Source organism: Streptomyces sp. NPDC056169, assembly GCF_042268445.1.
Classification (GTDB): Bacteria; Actinomycetota; Actinomycetes; order Streptomycetales; family Streptomycetaceae; genus Streptomyces.
The window spans coordinates 46,518-65,532 of record NZ_JBHJUO010000022.1 but is presented as its reverse complement, the minus strand read 5'-3'; the positions used below and the strand labels follow the sequence as shown (position 1 = coordinate 65,532).

The window sequence follows — 19,015 nt, the reverse complement described above, 5'->3', positions numbered from 1 at the left end:
GGGGGGCAGCGGTCAGCGTGCGGTCGCGTAGCCGCTGAGGAAGAGCGCCTCGGCCAGCGCCATGTGCTCGATCTCGGAGGGGTCCACGCTCTCGTTGGGCGCGTGGATGAGACAGCCGGGCTCCTCGACGCCGATCAACGCGATCTCCGCCTCGGGGAACCGGTCGGCGAGCACGTTGCACAGCGGGATCGACCCGCCCTGCCCCGACTGGACCATCTCCTTCCCGTACGCCTCGCGGAGTGCCGACGCGAGCGCCCGGTAGGCCGGACCGTCGGTCCGCGCCCGGAAGGGCTGCCCGGCGCTCTCCGCCTCCACCTCGACCAGGGCGCCCCAGGGCGCGGCCGCGGTCAGATGGTCGGTGAGCGCACGGAGCGCGTCGTCCGCGTCGATGCCGGGCGGGACCCGGAGGCTGACCCTGGCCCGTACCTTCGCCTGGATCGCGGCCGAGGAGCCCACGACCGGCGGGCAGTCGATGCCGAGGACGGTGACGGCGGGCCGGGCCCAGAGCTCGTCGGCGACCGAGCCCGTACCGACGAGGGACACGCCGTCCAGGACGCCCACGTCGGTCCGGAACTGTTCGGCCGGATAGTCCACGCCGTCCCAGGAACCGTCGCCCGGCAGCCCCTTGATCGCGGTGTTGCCGTGCTCGTCGCGCAGGCCGTCGAGGATCCGTACCAGCGCGGCCAGCGCGTCGGGCGCGGGGCCGCCGAACATCCCCGAGTGCATCTCGCCCTTGAGCGTGGAGACGGTCACCACCACGTTGGTGAGCCCGCGCAGCGACGTCGTCGCGGTGGGCAGTCCGCGCGCGAAGTTGCCGGTGTCGCAGATCAGCAGGGCGTCGGCGGCGAACAGGTCGGGCTGGAGCGGTACGAGCTGTTCCATGCCGCCCGTGCCCTGCTCCTCCGAACCCTCCGCGACGAATTTGATGTGTACGGGGAAGTCCTTGCCCTCCGGCCCGCCCAGTGCGCGCAGGGCCGTCAGATGCATGGCGATGTTGCCCTTGCAGTCGGCGGAGCCGCGCCCGTACCAGCGGCCGTCGCGTTCGGTGAGCTCGAAGGGCGGTGTCTGCCAGGCGTCGTCGTCGAGCGGCGGCTGGACGTCGTAGTGGCAGTAGAGGAGGACCGTGGGCGCCCCCTCGGGGCCGGGCGCGTGGCCGACCACCGCGTCCGTGCCGTCCGGGGTCGTCACCCGCCGCATGTCGCGGAGACCGGCCTCGGTGAAGGCGCGTACGAGGAAGTCGGCGGCCTTGGCGCACTCCTCCGGCGGGAACTGCCGGGCATCGGCGACGGACCGCATCGCCACGAGCGCGGTGAGGTCCTCCTTCGCCCGGGGCATCAGCGTGCGGACCCTCTCCCGCAGGGCGGCGGTCTCGGGGGACTCGGCGGTCATGCGTACCCACTCTCTTCGGGTCGGCCACAGCTCCCTCACTAAAGCAACGGAGGACAATTGCCGCAAAAGATGACTCCGATGGAGCAGGGGGCGGCCCTCCCGGGCGGCGCGTCCGGAGGAAGGGGCCGAGAGTGGACGGCGTACGAGTCCGCCTTCCCGCACGTTACGGAGCCCTCATGTCCCATTCCCGGCTCAACCGACGCGACCTCGGACTCCTCGTGCTGCGGGTCGGCACCGGAGCCGTACTCGCCGCGCACGGCACGCAGAAGCTCTTCGGCTGGTTCGGCGGCGGCGGCATCGAAGGCACTGCCAAGGGCATGGAGGCCATGGGCTTCTCGCCCGGCCGGGAGAGCGCGATCGCCGCCGGTCTCGGCGAGGCGGGCGGCGGTGTCCTCCTCGCCCTCGGCCTCGCCACCCCGGCGGCCGGCGCCGCCGCGGCCGGCGCCATGACGGGCGCCGTCGCCGTCCACGCCCCGGCCGGCTTCTTCGCCCAGGGCGGCGGGTACGAGTACCCGGCCTTCCTCGGCTTCACCGCCGCCGCGATCGGCATCGCGGGCGCGGGCCGGTACTCCCTCGACCACGCCACCTGCCACGTCCTCGACCGGCCGTGGGTGGTGGCGACCGCCTTCCTCGGCACCGCGATCGCGGCCGCGGCCGTCGTCGGCCGCCGCAGCCAGGACCAGGCGTCCCCGGACGACGGGGAACCGGTGGACGCCGCACCCGGCGAGGAGCGTTAGGCTCGCCACCGAGGAAGGGACGGGCGCCGCGCATGAAGATCGATCTGACGGACACCAACTCCAGCAAGATCAACAAGGCGATCCTGGAGGGCCGCCGGGCGGTCGGGACCCCCGCCGTGGGCGTCGTGCTCACGATGCTCGTCGTCACGGACGAGGAGAACGCCTACGACGCGGTCCGGGCCGCCAGCGAAGCCTCGCGGGAGCACCCCTCCCGCATCCTCGTCGTCATCAAGCGCCACGCCCGCTCGCCCCGCGAGCGGCACGAGACCCGGCTCGACGCCGAGGTCAGGCTCGGCAGCGACGCCGGTTCGGGCGAGACGGTCCTGCTCCGTCTCCACGGCGAACTCGGCGCCCGCGCCGACTCCGTGGTCCTGCCGCTGCTCCTGCCGGACGCGCCGGTCGTCGTCTGGTGGCCCGTGGACGCCCCCGAGGTCCCCTCCCGGGATCCCCTGGGCGTGCTCGCGCAGCGCCGCATCACCGACATGTACGCCGTCGAGGACCCGCTCGCCGCCCTGGAGGCACGGGCCGCGTCCTACGCCCCCGGCGACACGGACCTCGCCTGGACCCGGCTCACCCCGTGGCGCTCGATGCTCGCCGCCGCGCTCGACCAGGCCCGGGCGACCGTGACCTCCGCCGCCGTCGAGAGCGAGGCGGAGAACCCCAGCGCCGAACTCCTCGCCCGCTGGTTCGAGGTCCGGCTCGGCGTCCCCGTCGACCGGATCGTGTCCGACGGCCCGGTCGTCACGGCCGTCCGCATGGGCACGCCCGACGGGGAGATCCGCATCGACCGGCCGGAGGGCCCGGTGGCCCGCCTGGCCATCCCCGGCCAGCCCAGCCGGGTCCTCGCCCTCAAGGTCCGGACCACCGCCGAGCTGATCGCCGAGGAACTGCGCCGTCTCGACCCCGACGAGGCCTACGCGGCCGCCCTGCGCGGCCGCGCCTGACCCACCCGGTGCGGGCTCGGCCCGTCGGCCGAGTCCGCGGGCTCAGCCCTCCGGGGTGAAGCTCACCGGCAGCGTCGCCATGCCCCGCAGGATGCCCTCGCGCCGCGTCAGATCGGCGTCCGGGTCCGTCAGGCGCAGGTCCGGGAAGCGGCGGAGCAGGGTCCCGATGGCGATCCGGGCCTCGGCCCGGGCCAGCGGCGCGCCCAGGCAGAAATGCACACCATGGCCGAAAGCGAGCTGTTGCGGGACCTCGCGGCGTGCCACGTCGAGGATGTCGGCCCGGTCGTAACGGGCCGGGTCGCGGTTGGCCGCCGCGAGCCCGATGATGATCATCTCGCCCGCCGGGATGGTGACGCCGCCGATCTCGTACGTGTCGACGGTGAAGCGCGCGACGCCCCGGCTCACCGGGCCCTCGTAGCGCAGCAGTTCCTCGATCGCGCCGGGCAGCAGCGAGGGGTCGTCGCGGAGCGCCGCGAACTGCTCGGGGTGGCGCAGGAGCGCGTGGACGCCGTTGGCGATGAGGCTCGCCGTCGTCTCGTGACCGGCCAGCGTGAGCAGGATGGTCATGGCCGTCAGCTCGCGGTCGCTGATCCGCTCCTCGGCCTGCGCGGCACAGAGCGCGCTCAGCAGGTCGTCCTTCGGGTCGGCCTTGCGCTGCGCGATCAACGGCTCGAAGAACTCCGTGAGTTCGGCACGCGCCTGCGCCCCCTTGGCGAGCCGCTCGGGCGTGTTCGGGGGCATGATGAGACCGACCGCGAGGCGGGCGAAGTCGGGCTGGTCCTCGGCCGGGATGCCGATGAGTTCGCTGAGGACGGCCATGGGCAGCGGAAGCGCGAACTCGGAGACCAGATCGGCGGATCCGCGTGCCGCGAAGGCGTCGATGAAGGCGTCGGTGTGCGCCTGGACGCGGGGTGCCAGCTGCTCGACGCGGCGGAAGGTGAAGGCCTTCGAGACGAGGTTGCGCAGCCGGGTGTGGTCCTCGCCGTTGGCGACGAGCATGCTGGCCATCAGGACGTTGGTGCGTTCCTGATGGGCCATCTCCTCCTCAAGTCCGTTGACGCCGACGGGACTGCTGCTGAGCCGGGGGTCGGTGAGCGCGGCCACCGCCTCGTCGTAACCGGTGACCATCCAGACTTCAAGGGTGGGATTCAGCCGGACGCGCTGGACGACTCCGTGTTCGCGGATGCGCTCGAAGAGCGGGTACGGGTTGGGCTGTTGGGCGACGTTTACCGGGACATCGTGAACAATCGTCTGGTCTTTGCCGGTCATCTTCCGTAACTCCCCGAAGCTTTGTGAAAGATCTCTGGCAGGTAGTCATACCAGCCACCTCAGTTGCGTGGTAGCGTCACCGGCGCTCGGCTCGCATGATGTTCGAAAGTTGCACGGGGAAGGACCGGCGAACCGCCGGTGGCACGACGGCGAGACGCTCCGCCCACCGGCGGATCCACGTCTCGCACTGTTCGACTCGGAAGCACTCAAGGCCACAACCAGGCCGTATGCGAAGGGGGAGACGTTTCGTGGAGCAAGCGGCAGCTGTGGACCCGATCCTGGATCTGATCCGTCCGTCGAACCTGCGGAACCCGTACCCCGCGTACGCCCGGATGCGTGAGTCCACTCCCGTCTTCTGGCACGAACTGCTCGGTTCCTGGGTCCTGACCCGGCACGCCGACTGCCTCGCCGTCCTCACCGACAGTCACCGATTCGCCTCCGACTGGCGCCGCGCCGGGGAGGACATCCCCGCGCCGCTGCTGAGCGTGCAGACCCTCGATCCGCCGGAGCACACGGCCATCCGGCACCTGCTCCTCGACGGATTCCGGGCACAGGACCGGCGGGCGCTGCACGACGGTCTGGAGCTCCAGATCGCGGACCTGCTCGCGGAGTTGGCCGAGCGGCCCTCCTTCGACTTCGTCGGAGAACTGGCCGAACCGGTCGCGCTGCGCTTCGTGACCGCCTTCCTCGGCGTCCCGGCCCCCGAGCTCGACTGGTTCGTGCCCATGTCCCGTACCGTCGTCGACGGCATGGACGCGGGCCTGTGGCCGGAGAAGCACGAGCCCGCCGTCGCGGCCCGCGCCCGGCTCGCCGAGTACGCCGGCGGGTGGCTCGCGGATCCGCCCAAGGAAGGGCTCATCGCCCATGTCGCCGAGCACGCGGCGGACAGCGGCGTAGAGGAAACGATTCTTCGGAACAGTCTGCGCGCGGTCCTCCACGCCGGCTACGAATCCGCCTCGCGGCTCCTCGGCAACGCGGCGGCCGCCCTCCTCACCACCCCCGGCGCGATGGCCGCCTTCCCGGCGACTCCGGCCTCCGCCGTGGACGAACTCATCCGGTACGACGCACCCGTCCAGGCGGACGCCCGGGTCTGCGTCACCGACACCGAACTGGGTGGCGTCACGATGAGAGCGGGTGATCCGGTCACGCTCTTCCTGGGCGCGGCCAACCACGACCCGCTCCGCTTCGACCACCCCACAGACCTGCGACTCGACCGCGCCCCGAACCCTCACCTCGGGTTCGGCCGCGGAGCCCATGCCTGTCTGGGCGCGTCCATGGCGATCCGGCTCGCCGGATCGGTCCTCGGGGCCCTGGCCAGGGACTACCCGGACGCACGGGGAGTCGCGGAACCGGTACACCGGCGCAATCTGACCCTCCGCGGTCTCGACCGCTTCGAGGTCACTCTGCGCCCACGAGCGGGGGAGGGGGTACGACCATGAAGTACTGGCACTGACACCAGTGAGCGGGGCGCCCGTCCGGGAGGCGCGCGCCACGCCTCGTGCACGCCTGTGCACGACCTGAAGCCCGAGCCGCTTGTACGGCTCGGGCTTCAGCCCTGTCCGGGCCCGGACGGAACGGGCCGACGGGCGGAACGGCCCGACGGACGGAACGGGCGGGCCGGGCGGCTCAGTTGAGGGTGTCGGGGTCCGGTCCCGTGCGCAGTCCGCGGTCGAGGGCCGCGACCGACCGCATCTCGTCGTCGGAAAGGACGAAGCCGGGGCCGAAGACGTCGATGTTCTCGCGGATGCGGCCGGGGGTCACGGACTTCGGGATGACGACGTTCCCGAGCTGGAGGTGCCAGCGCAGCACCACCTGGGCCGGGGACTTCCCGTGCCGGGCGGCGATCGCGGCGATCGCCGGGTCGGCGAGCACCGCGCCCTGCGCGAGCGGGCTCCACGCCTCGGTGACGATCGCGTGCTCGGCGTGCAGCTCGCGCAACTCCCGCTGCTGGAGCGCCGGGTGGAGCTCGATCTGGTTGACGGCGGGCACCAGGTCGCTGCTGTCCAGGAGCCGACGGAGGTGCGCGGGCCGGAAGTTGGAGACTCCCGCGGTGCGGACCCGCCCGTCGGCGACCAGCGTCTCGATGGCCTTCCAGGTGTCGACGTACAGGTCACGGGCCGGGGTGGGCCAGTGGATCAGGTACAGGTCGACGTGGTCGAGGCCGAGCTTGGCGAGGCTGTCGTCGAAGGCCCGCAGGGTGGAGTCGTACCCCTGGTCGGCGTTCCACAGCTTCGTGGTGACGAAGAGCTCCTCGCGGGGGACACCGGAGGCGGCGAGCGCGCGGCCCACCCCGGCCTCGTTGCCGTAGATCGCGGCGGTGTCGACGGAGCGGTAGCCGGCTTCGAGGGCGTGGGCCACGGCGGTGGTGGTCTCGTCGTCCGGGACCTGGAAGACGCCGAAGCCGAGCTGGGGGATCTCCGTGCCGTTGTTGAGGGTGACGGTGGGGACGTGGGACATGGGTGTACTGCCTTCTCTGCGATTCCGGGTGATGTGAGGTCGAGGGCGCCGGCGACGGAGGCGGAGGCGAGAGCCGGGGACGCGGACGCCTGGTCGAGGACGGTCGTCGCCCGGAGTGATCAGTGGTGGACGGGGGTGCGGGTGTCGGTGGTGGCGGTGTCGGCGGCTTCGGCCGTGGGAGTCCGGCGCTCCAGGGCCGCGGACCAGAAGGCGAGGCCGAGAGCGGCGGCGGCGAGGGCGGCGCCGACCCAGTTCGGGGCGGTGTAGCCGAAGCCGGCGGCGATGACGATGCCGCCGAGCCAGGCGGCGAGCGCGTTGCCGAGGTTGAAGGCGCCGATGTTGACGGCGGAGGCCAGGGTCGGCGCGCCGTGCGCCTGGTCCAGGACGCGCTTCTGCAGCGGCGGCACCGTGGCGAAGCCGAGCGCCCCGACGAGGAGGATGGCGATCGCGGCGAGGACCTTGTGGTGGGCGGCCACGGTGAACAGGGCGAGGACGATCGCGAGCCCGCCGAGGGCGGCGTACAGCAGGGGCATCAGCGCACGGTCGGCGTACCGGCCGCCGATCAGGTTGCCGAGGAACATGCCGACGCCGAAGAGGACGAGAAGCCAGGTGACCGCGCCGTCGGAGTAGCCGGCGACCTCGGTCATCATCGGTGCGATGTAGGTGATCGCGGCGAAGACGCCGCCGAAGCCGAGCACCGTCATCGCCATCGCGAGCAGCACCTGCGGATTGCGGAACGCCTTCAGCTCCTGGCGCAGGTGGGTGCCTTCCGGGCGGGGCATGGCGGGCACGAGCCTGGCGATGCCGAGCAGCCCGATCACGCCGAGCACGGCGACGAGCGCGAAGGTGGTGCGCCACCCGACCGCCTGCCCGATGAAGGTGCCGAGCGGTACGCCGACGATGTTGGCGACCGTGAGGCCGGTGAACATGGTGGCGATGGCGCCGGCCTTCTTGTCCGGCGCGACGAGCTCGGCGGCGACGACGGAACCGATGCCGAAGAACGAGCCGTGGGCGAGCGAGGCGATCACGCGGCCCGTCAGCATCATCCCGAAGCTCGGGGCGACGGCGGAGAGCGTGTTGCCGAGGACGAACAGGCCCATCAGCAGCATGAGCATCCGCTTGCGGCTCACGTTGCCGCCGAGGACGGTCAGCAGGGGCGCGCCGACGACGACGCCGAGCGCGTAGCCGGTGACCAGCAGGCCCGCGGTGGGGATGGAGACGCCGTAGTCGCCGGCGATGTCGGGCAGTAGCCCCATGACGACGAACTCGGTCGTTCCGACCCCGAAGGCCCCGACTGCCAGGGCGAGGAGCGCGAGCGGCATGGCTCCGTCCTTCCGTGTTTGCTTGAGTAGGCTGCTTACGTGCTGCAACAATAATTGCAGACGCGCCATAAGCGCAAACGCGGATTACGTGCCTCTGGTGGGGGTGGGGGTGGGGGTCCTCTCAGGGATGTCGCGCTGCGTGGCCGCGTCGCCACGCGCGATCTGTGCCTGGCCGTGATCGCCCGGGATCAGGCACGGTGGAGGTGCCGGAGCGGCCGGCGGCGGAGGGGGTGCCCGGCTACGACGTGGCCATGGGAGCGAGCCGGAGCGGGAGGGCATCCCGTGCGGGCGCTGCCCCTGCTGTGGGTGGGCAGCGCCGCGGCGAACGCGTGCGGGGCGGCGGTGTCAGCGGGCGCCGAAGACCTGTGTCCAGTAAGGGCCGCCCGCGGAGTGGATACCGATGCCTATCTCCTTGAACGAGCAGTTGAGGATGTTCGCGCGGTGCCCCGGGCTGTTCATCCAGGAGTCCATGACCTGTTCCGGCGTGCTCTGGCCCATGGCGATGTTCTCGCCGTACGTCGACCAGGGGTAGCCGGCTGCCGTCACCCTTTCCCCCGGGCCGTCGCCGTCGGGGTTGGTGTGGTCGAAGAAGTCACGCGCCGCCATGTCGTCGGAGTGGCCCTGAGCCGCCCTGGTCAGGGTCGAGTTCAGCGACAGCGGGCCACAACCCGCCTTGGAGCGCTCCGCGTTGACGAGGGCCACGACCTGGTCGGCGGCCGAGCTCTGGCCCTGGTCGTTCTGCGCACCGGCTCCGGTACCGGTGCCGGTACTGGGTCCGGTACCCGCGCCCGAGTCCGTGCCCGTGTCGGTGCCGGAGTTCGAGCCGGTGCCGGTGCCGGTGCCGGTGCCGGTGCCGGTGCCGGTTGACTGTGGGCCGCCCGTGGGGGCCGTGGTGCGGGGCGGGGTCGTCCTCACCTGGGGCGGCGGGGTGGTGCGGGCGGGACGGGTCGGCTCGGTGGTGGTCCGCGCGGTGGGCGATGCCGACGTGGAGGGGCGTGCGGCGGCGGACTTGGAGGTGGACGGCGAGGCGGAGGGGGTCACCGATTCCGTCACCGGGGCCCCGGAGCGGGCGGACGGGTCGTGGGCGAGTGGCAGGTCCGGGCCCGAGGCTGCCAGCCGGTTCGCTTCGAGGAGCTCGTCGTCCCCTCCACGCCCCCCGTACAGCGAGAAGGCTCCGCCCGTGACCGCCATGACCACGACACCAGCGGCGATGACGGCCCGGCGCCGGTTCCGTTCCTGCGTCTGTCGACGGCGACGGAGCGCCGCACGCGAGCCGCGCCGGCCCGGTATCGAGGAGGCCGAGGCCGTCCCGTGGCGGGATATCAGTGCGGGCAGTTCGGTCGTACCGTACGGGCTTGCGGCCGTGAACGGCTGCTCGGTGCTTTCGTACGAGACGGAGGCGCCGTGTGAGCCGGGGGCGTACGAAGGCGCAGGCAGTGGTGTGACGTCTTCCCGGGCGGCCGCACTCGCCTGGGCCGCACTCGCCTCGGCCGAACGCGCGGGGCGCGTGGCCGTCAGGAGGATCGCCGCGGGGACCAGGCCGTTCCAGCGCGTCGCGCAGTGCGCGCAGGCGAGCGTGTGCTGGGCCAGGTGGTCGCGCCACGGGGCGGAGGGCCGGCCGTCCCATCCCGCCGCCTCTCGGCTCAGGCCGCGGCAGGGCGCGTTCTCGGTCAGTGCGCCCGCCACGACCCGGGCCGCGTCGAGCCGGGCCTGTAGCCCCTCGACGCGGACCGTCGTGTCTTCGACGGACCACCGCAGCGCGGCCGCGGTCTCGAAGCGGGTCAGCTCACCCGTGCACTCCAGCCGCCACAGGGCCAACAGTTCGCCGTCGTCCGGGTCCAGCCAGCGCGCCGCCGTGGTGATCTCGTACGCCTGACCCCTCGGGTGCTGCCACTCGGCGGCCGGCGTCGCGGCGTCCCCCTGCGCGAAACCGGCCGGCTGCGCGTGCCGGTGCCTACGGATCCCGTCCACGGCGATCGCGACCAGCCACGGCCTGAAGGTGGCGGGATCGGACACGGCGGCCAGCCCGTCGAGGGCGCGCAGCATCGTCTCCCGTACGACGTGTTCGACATGCTCGCCGTGCTCGGCGCCCCCACGGCCGCTCATGGCGAGTGCCACGGTGGTGCGGATCAGGGGCAGGTGGGCGGTGACCAGCTGCTCCCGCGCCCATGGGTCACCGTTCCGTGCCGCCATGACCAGCTCGGTGTCCCGCTCGGTTCCTGTGCTCTGCCGCACGCCGACTGTCCCGTCTGTTGGAGATGGTTGCGCACGGGAGAGCCTGGGGCCCGGGCATGGATAACGGAAAGCGGAAGGACGGTGAAAGTGATGTGGGTCACGCGGGGTGGTGGGGTGTGCAGGGTCGACGGTCGGGTCGGAAGCCGCCGCCTATCGTGAGGACATGGACGTGGATCGCCTGGCCGGAGCGGAGCGGGAAGTCGGGGCAGACCGTGGCGCGGTGCTGCCCCCGTTGCTGCGCGTGTGGGTCGGGCTGGTCGCGGCCCTTGCCGCGCTCGTGGCCGTCGTGCTCGGGGTCCTCTACAGCGGCCGGGGCGACCCCGGCGCGGTCGACGCGTGGCTCTGGTCGACGGCGGACGGCGTGCCGCCGCCGTGGCGGACGGTCGCGCTCGCCACGGACTTCCTGGGGGAGCCCGTGGGGGCGGCGATGCTGGTCGTGGCCCTCGTGGCGGGCTGCCTGCTCCTTCGGCGCCCTCGCGCGGCGGTGCTCGTCGTCGCCGGTGCCGGTCTGACCGTGGCGACGACGAGGCTGCTGAAGCACCTGGTGGGACGCACCATCCACGGCGACGAGAACCTGTCCTACCCGAGCGGGCACACCGCCTTCCTCACCGCGCTCGCCCTCGCCGTCGCGCTGCTCGCGACCGGCCGGCTCGGGCTCGGCAGGGCGGCCGGCACCTCGCTCGTGCTCGTCGCGGCGCTGGTCGCCGGCGCCGCCATGGGATGGGCGCAGGTCGTCCTGGGCGCGCACTACCCGACCGACGTCCTCGGCGGCTGGTGCACCGCGCTGGTGGTGGTGCCGGCGACCGCGTGGCTGGTCGACCGGATCGCCGACGAGGGCCGGTGGCAGCACCGCTGACGTCACGTCACGTCATGCCATGCCATGTCGCGGCGCGGTGCTGCGCCGCACCGCGCGTCAAGCCAAGCGGCGGAATACCGGCTTCACCGGCCGCCCGGCCAGCCACGGCGTGGGGTCGGCGGCGTCCAGTGCCTTCCGGTACACCGCGCACGCCTGGGTCACCACGTCGACGGTGCGGTCGATGTCGGCCTCGTCGAGCGCGCTGCTCACCACGAACGACGGGGCGAGCACCCCGCCCGCGAGGAGCCGGCGCAGGAACAGGGTGCGGTACTCCTGCGACGGCCGGAGGTTCTCGTCGAGGGTGGCGAAGACCAGGTTGCTGGCCCGCCCCCGGACGACGACGTGCTCGCCGACGCCCATCGCGGCCGCCGCCTCGCGGACACCGGCGGCCAGCCGCTCGCCGAGGGCGTGCAGCCGCGCGGTGATGCCCTCCTCGGCGTACGTGGTCTGCACGGCCATCGCCGCCGCCAGCGAGTGCGTCTCCGCGCCATGGGTGGTGGACAGCAGGAACACCCGGTCGCCGGAGTGGCGCAGCCCGCCCCACTCCATCAGGTCGCGGCGCCCGGCCAGCGCGGAGACGGCGAACCCGTTGCCCAGCGCCTTGCCGAACGTGGAGAGGTCGGGGACGACGCCGTACAGACCCTGGGCGCCCGCCTCCGACCAGCGCAGGCCGGTGATCATCTCGTCGAAGACCAGGACGCAGCCGTGCCGGTCGGCCAGCTCGCGCAGTCCTGCGAGGTACCCGGGCGGCGGCTCGGCATGGCCGGCGGGTTCGAGGATCAGACAGGCGACCTCGCCCTCGTACCGGCTGAGCAGCTCCTCGGTGGCGGCCAGGTCCCCGTACGGGAACGCCACGGTGAGCTCGGTGGTCGCCGCCGGAATGCCGGCGTTCATCGGCGTGGTGCCGATGAACCAGTCGTCGACGGAGAAGAACGGGTGGTCGCCGCAGATCGCCACCCGGGGGCGCCCGGTGACGGCGCGGGCGAGGCGGACGGCGGCGGTGGTGACGTCGGAGCCGTTCTTCGCGAACTTCACCATCTCGGCGGTCGGCACCGTGGCCAGGAAGCGTTCCGCGGCCTCGACCTCCACGATGGAGGGCCGGACGAAGTTGCTGCCGCGGTCGATCTCCCGGCGCACCGCCTCGTTAACGCGGGGGTGGGCGTGGCCGAGGCTGACCGACCGCAGCCCCGACCCGTACTCGATGTAGCGGTTGCCGTCGACGTCCCAGACGTGGGCGCCGCGGCCGTGGCTGATGACCGGGGCGAGGTTCTCGGGGTACTGGTCGTCGCCCTTGGCGTAGGTGTGCGCGCCCCCGGGGACCAGGGCGTGCAGCCGCTCGTTCGCCTGCCGCGACCGGGGCAGGCGGAACTCTTCGCTGTCCATGCTGACGTCACTTCTCCGTTTGCTCGAGGGCCTCGGCGAGGCTCGGCGCCTTCCGGTCCCGTTCGGACATCGATACGGGCGGCAGCGGCCAGGGGACGGCGAGTTCCGGGTCGTCGAAGGCGATCGTCACGTCCTCGGCAGGATCGTGCGGCCGGTCGATCCGGTACGACGTGTCGGCGGTCTCGCTCAGCGCCTGGAAGCCGTGCGCGCATCCCGCCGGGATGTACAGGGTGGCCTGCGTCTCGCCGGACAGCTCGAAGAAGGCCCGGTTGCGGTACGTCGGCGAGTCGGGCCGCAGGTCGACGACGACGTCGAAGATCCTCCCGTACGAGCAGCGCACGAGCTTGGCCTCGCCGGCGCCCGAGCGCAGGTGCAGGCCGCGCAGCACGCCCCGGACCGAGCGGGACACGCTGTCCTGGACGAAGGAGTTCGGGTCGAGGCCGACCGAGCGGACCACATCGGCGTCGAACGTGCGGCAGAAGAAGCCGCGTTCGTCGGCGTACGGCGTCGGCTCGAAGAGGTACGCGCCGTCGATCTCCGGGACTTCGGTCGCTTTCATGGGGTCTCCCGCAGGGCGTGGGCGTGGGTGGGGGCGTGGTCGGTCGTCGGGAACAGGGCCGCGGTCAGGGCGGTGAACTGCTCCTCCAGGCGCCGGGCGGCGACCTGGTTCCGCTCGGCGAGGGTCACCCGCAGCTCCGCCGCGGCCTTCTCCAACTCCCGGAACTGCTCCAGGAGTCGGTCGGCGTCGACCTCGCGGGCAGGGTGGCGGTACGCGGCGAGTCCCCGCTGGGCCATCAGCGCGTCGCTCTTCGCCGCGTAGCTGAGGGCGAGCGTCGGCGTTCCGACCTTCAGGGCGCAGACCAGGTTGTGGTAGCGAGTCGCCACCACGGCCTCGGCCGCGGCCGTCTCCTTCATCAGGTCGGCCAGCGAGGCCGCGTCGGCGGCGGTGACCAGCGGCGAGTCCACGGCGTCGAGGATCGAGGCGACCACCGTCCTGTCGACCTCGTCGCCGGTGAGCAGCCGGACCGGTCTGCCGTCCCGAACCAGCGCGCGGACGAAGGCGGTTACTCCGTCCACGTAGCGCCGGTGGATCTCCTCGGCCCGGTCGCGGTCGTCGTCGCCGCCGTGGAAGTCCATGACGCCGACGCAGACCAGGCCCGGTGTCGCGGGCTCCGAGGGCGTCGGCAGGGCGAAGGCGAGGTCCGGGTAGACCTCGTCGCGCGCGGTGTCCACGCCCATCGTCCGCATCGCGTCGCGGGACAGGCCGTCCCGGTACGAGCGGTACGTGGCGAGCCGCGCCGACCAGCGCACCAGGGCCCGGGTCGAGCGGTTGCCGATCGCGTCGGCGCCGACGCCGGCCAGCGCGACCCGGGTGCCGAACAGGCGGCCGGACGCGCAGAGCAGGAACAGCGCGTACGGGAATCCCCACGGCCGCAGCGGCAGCGTGGCCTCCAGGACGCCCATGCCCGGCACGATCACCACGTCGTGCCGGCGCACCCAGGCGGCCGTACGGAAGGCGTCGACGAGCTTGCCCAGGCCCTTCCCCGCGATCGCGCCCGCACGCGACGCGGTCCGGTACTCCCCGCGGTACCAGTGCAGCCGCGTCGCGGGGATCCGGTACCGGGCGGAGACGACCTCGGGTCCGCCGCACAGCGCGTCCACGACCGCCTCCGGGTGCTCGGCGCGGAGGTACCCGAGCAGGGCCTCCAGCGAGCCGTCGTTGCCGAGGTTGCCGGAGCCGAGCAGGCCGAACACCCCGACGCGGGAGGCGGTCACGCCCGCCGCCTCTCGCGGCCCGCGACGAGTGCGTCGACGGAGACGGTGAGCTTCGCCGGGTCGACCGGGGCCCGGTCCTCGACCCGCTCGCCCGCGCCCGGCCGGGCCCTGCTGGTCGCCCACGCGGCCAGGTGGCGGTAGCACGCGCGCCGGTCGGCCGTGGACAGCGGCGCCCGCCGGATCGCCGCGACGAAGCCCCAGACGTACTCGGCGAGCAGCCGGGGCGTCGGGTGCAGGAGGCCGGCCCGGCGCGGGTCCAGGTTGACGCACCGGGACCGCTTGGAGGGGTTGGCCCGCTCGGCGCGGGTGGGGTGGTCGCGGCGGAAGTACAACAGCTCCGGCACCTGGTGGAAGGGCCCGTGCAGGCCGATCTCGGAGACGAACGTGCGGTCCGCGTGGTGGTAGCTGTCGTGCGGCTTCACCCGGCGCAGTACATCGGCCCGCATCACCCCGTAGAAGTCGTCGCCGCCGGGCTCGAACAGCATGCTGCGGAAGCGCTCCGGCGCGTGTGGCGAGGCGGTGGCCAGCGTGTACTCGTACGGGACCTTCACCTGCCCGTCCTCGTCGATGACCGCCTGGTCGGCGTGGGCCAGGATCACGTCCGGCCGCTCGTCCAGCGCCTCCACGCAGCGCCGCAGCAGGTCCCGGGCGTACAGGTCGTCGTGCGAGGCCCACTTGAAGAGCTCGCCGCGGCACTCGGTGAACACGTAGTTGTGGTTCGGCGCGGCGCCGATGTTCCGGGGGAGCCGGATGTACCGGATGCGTGAGTCCTTCTCGGCGTACCGGCGGCAGATGTCCCCCGTACCGTCGGTCGAGGCGTTGTCGGAGACGACCAGCTCGAAGTCCTCGTACGTCTGGCCGAGCAGGGCGTCGAACGACTCGGCCAGGTACTCCTCGCCGTTGTACACGGGCAGGCCGATGCTCAGTCGGGGTCGGGCGGTCATGAGGTCCTCGCTTCGGGAACATCGGCAACATCGGGAACAGCGGGAACGGCGGGCACGGCATCAGTGGGCACGGGAACATCGGGAACAGGAGCATCGGGAACGCCGGGAAGGGGCTTCCGGTGGTGCTCCCGCAGGGCCGAGCGCAGTTGCAGCCACCACACCGCCGAGCTGCAGACGGTCGCGGCGGCCACGCCCCAGGCCGAGCCGACCGTGCCGGCCGCGGCCGCGCCGCCGAGCCCGCCGGCGACGTAACAGGCGGAGGCGATCAGCTGGCTGCGCAGGCTGCGCCGGGCCGCGCCGAGCGCGCGCAGCCCGGCCGCCGCGCCGGTGCCGAGGCCGGCGCCCGCGACGCCGAGCGTGACCGGCACGATGAGCTCCGAGGCGCCGCTCCAGACGCCGCCGAGCACGAGCTCGCCGACCCGGTCCGGCACGAGCAGCAGCGCCCCGCCCCAGAGCAGCGCGGCGGCGGCCTGCCCTCCGCCCAGCAGGAGACAGAACGCGCCGAGGCGGTGCGGCGCCCGCCGCAGCACCCGTGCCGCCTCCGCGACGGTGACCAGGGAAAGACCCATCAGGACGGCGAGGAACGGGCCGAGCAGGAGCTCGGCGCCCCGGACCACCCCCACGGCGCCGACCCCGACGATCGCGCCGAGCCCGTACGCCCGCAGCTGGCTCGCGCCGCTGTTGGTGACGTTCTCGACGAGGTACCGCGAGCCGAGGTCGCGGTGCTCGCGCATCCACGCGCGGGCCCCGGCCGGCCGGGGCCGGATCCCGGACTGAAGCAGGCCGTACGCCGCGGCCACCGCGGCGGACGCGCCCCAGGCGAGCACGAAAGCGGCCACGCTGCCCACCCGGGCCGCCACCACCATGGCCGGGACGAGCGCGACGGCCCACACCATGTCGTTGACGAACGCCTTCCGCCCGGCGCCGGCGGCGAAGAACGCGAACCGCCACGCGTCCTGCAACAGCAGCCCCGGCAGGACGACGCCGAGGCAGGCGAACGCGGTCCCCACCGGGCCGCCGAGCGCGAGGCCGACCACGAGGGACACCGCGCCGAGCGCGGCGCCGACACCGAGCGCCGTACCCGACGACCTGGCCACCGCCGCACGCCAGGACGCGTCCGGCACGCCGCTGAACCGCACCACCAGCGGATCGGTGGCCAGCCCCCGGGAGACGTTGAGCACCACGCCGTAGGTCACCCAGGCCAGGCTGAACACGCCGAACGCGGTCAGCCCCAGCGAGCGCGCCACATAGATCCCCACCGCGAAGTTGGAGATGCTGGACGCCGCCTGGTCGGCCAGTCCCCAGGACAGCCGGCCCGCGACGGCCCGCTTGGCGGTCCGCCGGTCCGCCGGTGTCGTCGTCTCTCCCTCGGTGGTCATCGGCGTCATGCCTTGATCAGCCCGGCGGCGCCCAGGGCGTCGGCCGCGGCGGCGACCGTGTCGAACGGCAGCCCGGACCGCTCGGCGACGTCCAGCAGACCGTGCTCGCCGTCGGAGAGACTCAGCACCCAGAGCATGGCCATCTGGGCCTGCTTCGCGTCGCTGCGCCCGCCGAGCGACTCGTACAACCCCCGTCGTCCCAGCTGCGGTTCGCCGTACGGGCTGAGGTTGACGTACCGCCGGTTGCGGTCGAGCACCTCGAACGCCTCGCGGCAGACGGCGAGGGTGTCCTCCATCGCCTCCGGGGAGACGAAGTCCGGGTTGTCCGCCGAGGTGTGGTACTCGGGATAGCCGGCGTACGGGGTCCGGCTGAGCGAGCCCACGCCGAGATCGAACCCGGGGGAGCAGTACTGCCGCTCGTCGTAGCCGTACGGCGTGAACTCGGCGACACGGTGCGGGCGTTCGGACGCGGTGAGGACGTGCCGCATCACCCGGTCGATCTCCGCGTCGCCGCGCCTGCTCTGCTTGTACGTCAGCTGTCCGGTGTCCCCGGCGCAGGCCAGCACCAGGCCGTGCTTGACCCGCTCGATCCGCTCCGCGTTGCGGGCCAGCCAGGTGATCGCCCCGATGGTGCCGGGCGCGAAGATGAACCGGTAGGTGTAGTACGGCGTCCGCTCGGCCAGCGCCCGGGCCAGGAACGTCGCCACCGCGACGCCGGCCAGGTTGTCGTTGGCCAGCGACGGGTGGCAGACGTGACAGGAGACGATCACCTCGTCGGCGACCTGCCCGGGGACCACGTGCTCGGCGTAGGTGAGATGGCCGTCCGCGAGCGTGGAGTCGACGCACACCTCGTACTCGCCGTCCGGCAGCGCGTCCAAGGTCTCCTGCGCCAGGCAGAACCCCCACTCCGGCGTGTAGTAACTGGTGCGGTACGGCACCCAGGTCGGATGGTCCGGCAGGGTGTGCAGGTGCTCGCGCAGCTCGGCCAGCGGCATCGTCCGCGACACCGGCACGCTGTAGCCGAGCACGTGCAGGCTGGACGCGGCGAAGTCCACGACGCGGTTGCCGGCGGCGTCGGCGACGTACGCGTCCCGGATGTTCCACTCCTGCGGCACCGTCCAGTCGAGGACCTGCGTCCCGGTCGGCACCTCGTGCACCTGGAGCGGAAGGTACTCGCCGACGATGTCCAGGGTGGCGCGCACCCCGTCGCCGGTGATGCTCCGGCACAGCGGGTACAACCGCTCCACCAGCTCGTGCATCCGCTCGCCCGCCGTCCTCATCCGCTCGCCGGCCGTCCTCATCGGCGCCACCGCAGGGTGTCGTCGACGGAGCCGGCCTCGGACGCCGCGCGCAGCACGGCGAGACGGGTGAAGCGGCGCTCGAAGTCCTCCCGGATCAGCCCGTGTTCGCGGTACGCGTCGGCGAGTTCGAGCGCGCCCCGCTTCACCGTCCACTCGCAGTCGAAGCCGGGTATCGCGGCCCGGAACCGGGAGAAGTCCACCCGGTACGAGCGCGGATCGGCACCGGTCTCCCCGGTGATCACCACCTTCGAGCCGGACACCGCCTCGGCGACCTGGTCGGCGATCTCGGCGACCGTGACGTTGTTGACCTCGCTGCCGATGTTGAACGCCCGGTCGTGCACCGCCTCGCGCGGCGCGGTCAGCGCCGCCTCGAAGGCCCGGGCGATGTCGGCGGCGTGCACCAGCGGGCGCCAGGGCGTGCCGTCGGACATCACGAGCACCTCGCCGGACAGGAGCGCGTGGCCCACCAGGTTGTTCAGCACGATGTCGGCGCGCAGCCGCGGCGAGAAGCCGAAGGCGGTGGCGTTGCGCATGTACACCGGGGTGAAGTCGTCGTCGGCCAGCGCGTGCAGGTCGTCCTCGACGCGGACCTTGGACTCCGCGTACGGCGTCACCGGGCGCAGCGGGGCGTCCTCGCCGACCAGGCCGTCACCGCCCGCGGCGCCGTACACCGAGCAGGTCGACGCGTACAGGAAGCGCGTCACTCCGGCGTCGCGGGCCAGCCGGGCCAGCCGTACGGAGGCGTGGTGGTTGATGTCGTAGGTGAGGTCCGGCGCCAGCGATCCCAGCGGGTCGTTGGAGAGCGCGGCCAGATGGATCACGGCGTCCACCCCGGCCACGTGCTCGGCCGTGACGTCCCGCAGGTCCACCCGGTGCCCGGACGGGTCGGCGGGCCGCGGGCCGAGGACGCAGTCGGCGAACAGGCCGGCGTCGAGACCGACGACCTCGTGTCCGGCAGCCGTGAGGACCGGGGCCATCACGGTGCCCAAGTAGCCCTGGTGTCCGGTCAGCAGTACGCGCAAG

At 72.9% G+C, this 19,015-nt stretch carries 16 protein-coding genes; 4 read left to right on the top strand and 12 right to left on the bottom strand.

What is annotated here, in order from left to right:
* Positions 1 to 12: 12 nt before the first annotated feature.
* A complete protein-coding gene (locus tag ACFC0G_RS31915) occupies positions 13 to 1,389 on the bottom strand; it encodes a dipeptidase (protein WP_376409959.1) in 1,377 nt (458 codons plus the stop codon).
* 176 nt (positions 1,390 to 1,565) lie between these two features.
* On the opposite strand from ACFC0G_RS31915, the gene ACFC0G_RS31910 reads away from it, so the two are divergent.
* Entirely contained in the window at positions 1,566 to 2,126 is a 561-nt protein-coding gene (locus ACFC0G_RS31910) for a DoxX family membrane protein (RefSeq protein ID WP_376409956.1), read from the top strand.
* Positions 2,127 to 2,158: 32 nt separating this feature from the next.
* On the top strand, positions 2,159 to 3,070 hold the full coding sequence (gene opcA / locus ACFC0G_RS31905; RefSeq protein ID WP_376409953.1) for a glucose-6-phosphate dehydrogenase assembly protein OpcA: 912 nt from the start codon (positions 2,159 to 2,161) through the stop codon (positions 3,068 to 3,070).
* A 42-nt stretch (positions 3,071 to 3,112) separates the two neighbouring features.
* Here the strand turns inward: opcA and ACFC0G_RS31900 are convergent, their stop codons facing one another.
* The gene (locus tag ACFC0G_RS31900; RefSeq protein ID WP_376409950.1) at positions 3,113 to 4,339 is read right to left on the bottom strand and encodes a cytochrome P450; all 1,227 of its coding nucleotides are present in this window, start codon (positions 4,337 to 4,339) and stop codon (positions 3,113 to 3,115) included.
* A gap of 248 nt (positions 4,340 to 4,587) precedes the next feature.
* Between ACFC0G_RS31900 and ACFC0G_RS31895 the strand changes: the two genes are divergently transcribed.
* Complete coding sequence (locus ACFC0G_RS31895; RefSeq protein WP_376409948.1) at positions 4,588 to 5,778, top strand: cytochrome P450; 1,191 nt, start codon at positions 4,588 to 4,590, stop codon at positions 5,776 to 5,778.
* A 187-nt stretch (positions 5,779 to 5,965) separates the two neighbouring features.
* Here the strand turns inward: ACFC0G_RS31895 and ACFC0G_RS31890 are convergent, their stop codons facing one another.
* The 3 genes from ACFC0G_RS31890 to ACFC0G_RS31880 all read right to left on the bottom strand — a co-directional run bounded on the left by ACFC0G_RS31890 (position 5,966) and on the right by ACFC0G_RS31880 (position 10,353).
* Entirely contained in the window at positions 5,966 to 6,796 is an 831-nt protein-coding gene (locus tag ACFC0G_RS31890) for an aldo/keto reductase (protein WP_376409945.1), read from the bottom strand.
* A gap of 119 nt (positions 6,797 to 6,915) precedes the next feature.
* Positions 6,916 to 8,118 carry an MFS transporter gene (locus ACFC0G_RS31885; RefSeq protein WP_376409942.1) on the bottom strand — a complete coding sequence of 401 codons (1,203 nt, stop codon included), beginning with the start codon at positions 8,116 to 8,118 and terminating at the stop codon, positions 6,916 to 6,918.
* 345 nt (positions 8,119 to 8,463) lie between these two features.
* Entirely contained in the window at positions 8,464 to 10,353 is a 1,890-nt protein-coding gene (locus ACFC0G_RS31880; protein ID WP_376409939.1) for a CAP domain-containing protein, read from the bottom strand.
* 163 nt (positions 10,354 to 10,516) lie between these two features.
* Here ACFC0G_RS31880 and ACFC0G_RS31875 point away from each other — a divergent pair, with 163 nt between their 5' ends.
* A complete protein-coding gene (locus tag ACFC0G_RS31875; RefSeq protein WP_376409936.1) occupies positions 10,517 to 11,209 on the top strand; it encodes a phosphatase PAP2 family protein in 693 nt (230 codons plus the stop codon).
* Positions 11,210 to 11,266: 57 nt separating this feature from the next.
* On the opposite strand, the gene ACFC0G_RS31870 is transcribed toward ACFC0G_RS31875, so the two are convergent.
* The 7 genes from ACFC0G_RS31870 to ACFC0G_RS31840 are packed head-to-tail and all read right to left on the bottom strand — an operon-like array spanning position 11,267 to position 19,014.
* Entirely contained in the window at positions 11,267 to 12,592 is a 1,326-nt protein-coding gene (locus ACFC0G_RS31870) for a glutamate-1-semialdehyde 2,1-aminomutase (RefSeq protein ID WP_376409933.1), read from the bottom strand.
* Between the two features lie 7 nt (positions 12,593 to 12,599).
* Positions 12,600 to 13,151, bottom strand: coding sequence for a dTDP-4-dehydrorhamnose 3,5-epimerase (gene rfbC / locus ACFC0G_RS31865; protein WP_376409930.1), 552 nt, complete (start codon positions 13,149 to 13,151; stop codon positions 12,600 to 12,602).
* Entirely contained in the window at positions 13,148 to 14,368 is a 1,221-nt protein-coding gene (locus ACFC0G_RS31860; RefSeq protein WP_376409927.1) for a polysaccharide pyruvyl transferase family protein, read from the bottom strand. Before ACFC0G_RS31860 ends, rfbC begins: the two co-directional genes overlap by 4 nt.
* On the bottom strand, positions 14,365 to 15,312 hold the full coding sequence (locus ACFC0G_RS31855) for a glycosyltransferase family 2 protein (RefSeq protein WP_376409924.1): 948 nt from the start codon (positions 15,310 to 15,312) through the stop codon (positions 14,365 to 14,367). The genes ACFC0G_RS31860 and ACFC0G_RS31855 overlap by 4 nt, the downstream gene beginning before the upstream one ends.
* Positions 15,309 to 16,691, bottom strand: a complete 1,383-nt coding sequence (locus ACFC0G_RS31850) for a hypothetical protein (RefSeq protein WP_376409921.1) — start codon at positions 16,689 to 16,691, stop codon at positions 15,309 to 15,311. The genes ACFC0G_RS31855 and ACFC0G_RS31850 overlap by 4 nt, the downstream gene beginning before the upstream one ends.
* Positions 16,692 to 16,696: 5 nt before the next feature.
* Positions 16,697 to 17,971, bottom strand: a complete 1,275-nt coding sequence (locus tag ACFC0G_RS31845) for a DUF4910 domain-containing protein (RefSeq protein ID WP_376410213.1) — start codon at positions 17,969 to 17,971, stop codon at positions 16,697 to 16,699.
* 17 nt (positions 17,972 to 17,988) lie between these two features.
* Entirely contained in the window at positions 17,989 to 19,014 is a 1,026-nt protein-coding gene (locus ACFC0G_RS31840) for an NAD-dependent epimerase/dehydratase family protein (RefSeq protein ID WP_376409918.1), read from the bottom strand.
* Position 19,015 lies beyond the last annotated feature (1 nt).

Bases quoted from the DNA above. Each gene is read 5' to 3' on its own strand.
- ACFC0G_RS31915 (WP_376409959.1), bottom strand. From the start codon at position 1,389: ATGACCGCCGAGTCCCCCGAGACCGCCGCCCTGCGGGAGAGGGTCCGC.
- ACFC0G_RS31910 (WP_376409956.1), top strand. From the start codon at position 1,566: ATGTCCCATTCCCGGCTCAACCGACGCGACCTCGGACTCCTCGTGCTG.
- opcA (WP_376409953.1), top strand. From the start codon at position 2,159: ATGAAGATCGATCTGACGGACACCAACTCCAGCAAGATCAACAAGGCG.
- ACFC0G_RS31900 (WP_376409950.1), bottom strand. From the start codon at position 4,339: ATGACCGGCAAAGACCAGACGATTGTTCACGATGTCCCGGTAAACGTC.
- ACFC0G_RS31890 (WP_376409945.1), bottom strand. From the start codon at position 6,796: ATGTCCCACGTCCCCACCGTCACCCTCAACAACGGCACGGAGATCCCC.
- ACFC0G_RS31885 (WP_376409942.1), bottom strand. From the start codon at position 8,118: ATGCCGCTCGCGCTCCTCGCCCTGGCAGTCGGGGCCTTCGGGGTCGGA.
- ACFC0G_RS31875 (WP_376409936.1), top strand. From the start codon at position 10,517: ATGGACGTGGATCGCCTGGCCGGAGCGGAGCGGGAAGTCGGGGCAGAC.
- ACFC0G_RS31870 (WP_376409933.1), bottom strand. From the start codon at position 12,592: ATGGACAGCGAAGAGTTCCGCCTGCCCCGGTCGCGGCAGGCGAACGAG.
- rfbC (WP_376409930.1), bottom strand. From the start codon at position 13,151: ATGAAAGCGACCGAAGTCCCGGAGATCGACGGCGCGTACCTCTTCGAG.
- ACFC0G_RS31855 (WP_376409924.1), bottom strand. From the start codon at position 15,312: ATGACCGCCCGACCCCGACTGAGCATCGGCCTGCCCGTGTACAACGGC.
- ACFC0G_RS31850 (WP_376409921.1), bottom strand. From the start codon at position 16,691: ATGACCACCGAGGGAGAGACGACGACACCGGCGGACCGGCGGACCGCC.
- ACFC0G_RS31845 (WP_376410213.1), bottom strand. From the start codon at position 17,971: ATGAGGACGGCGGGCGAGCGGATGCACGAGCTGGTGGAGCGGTTGTAC.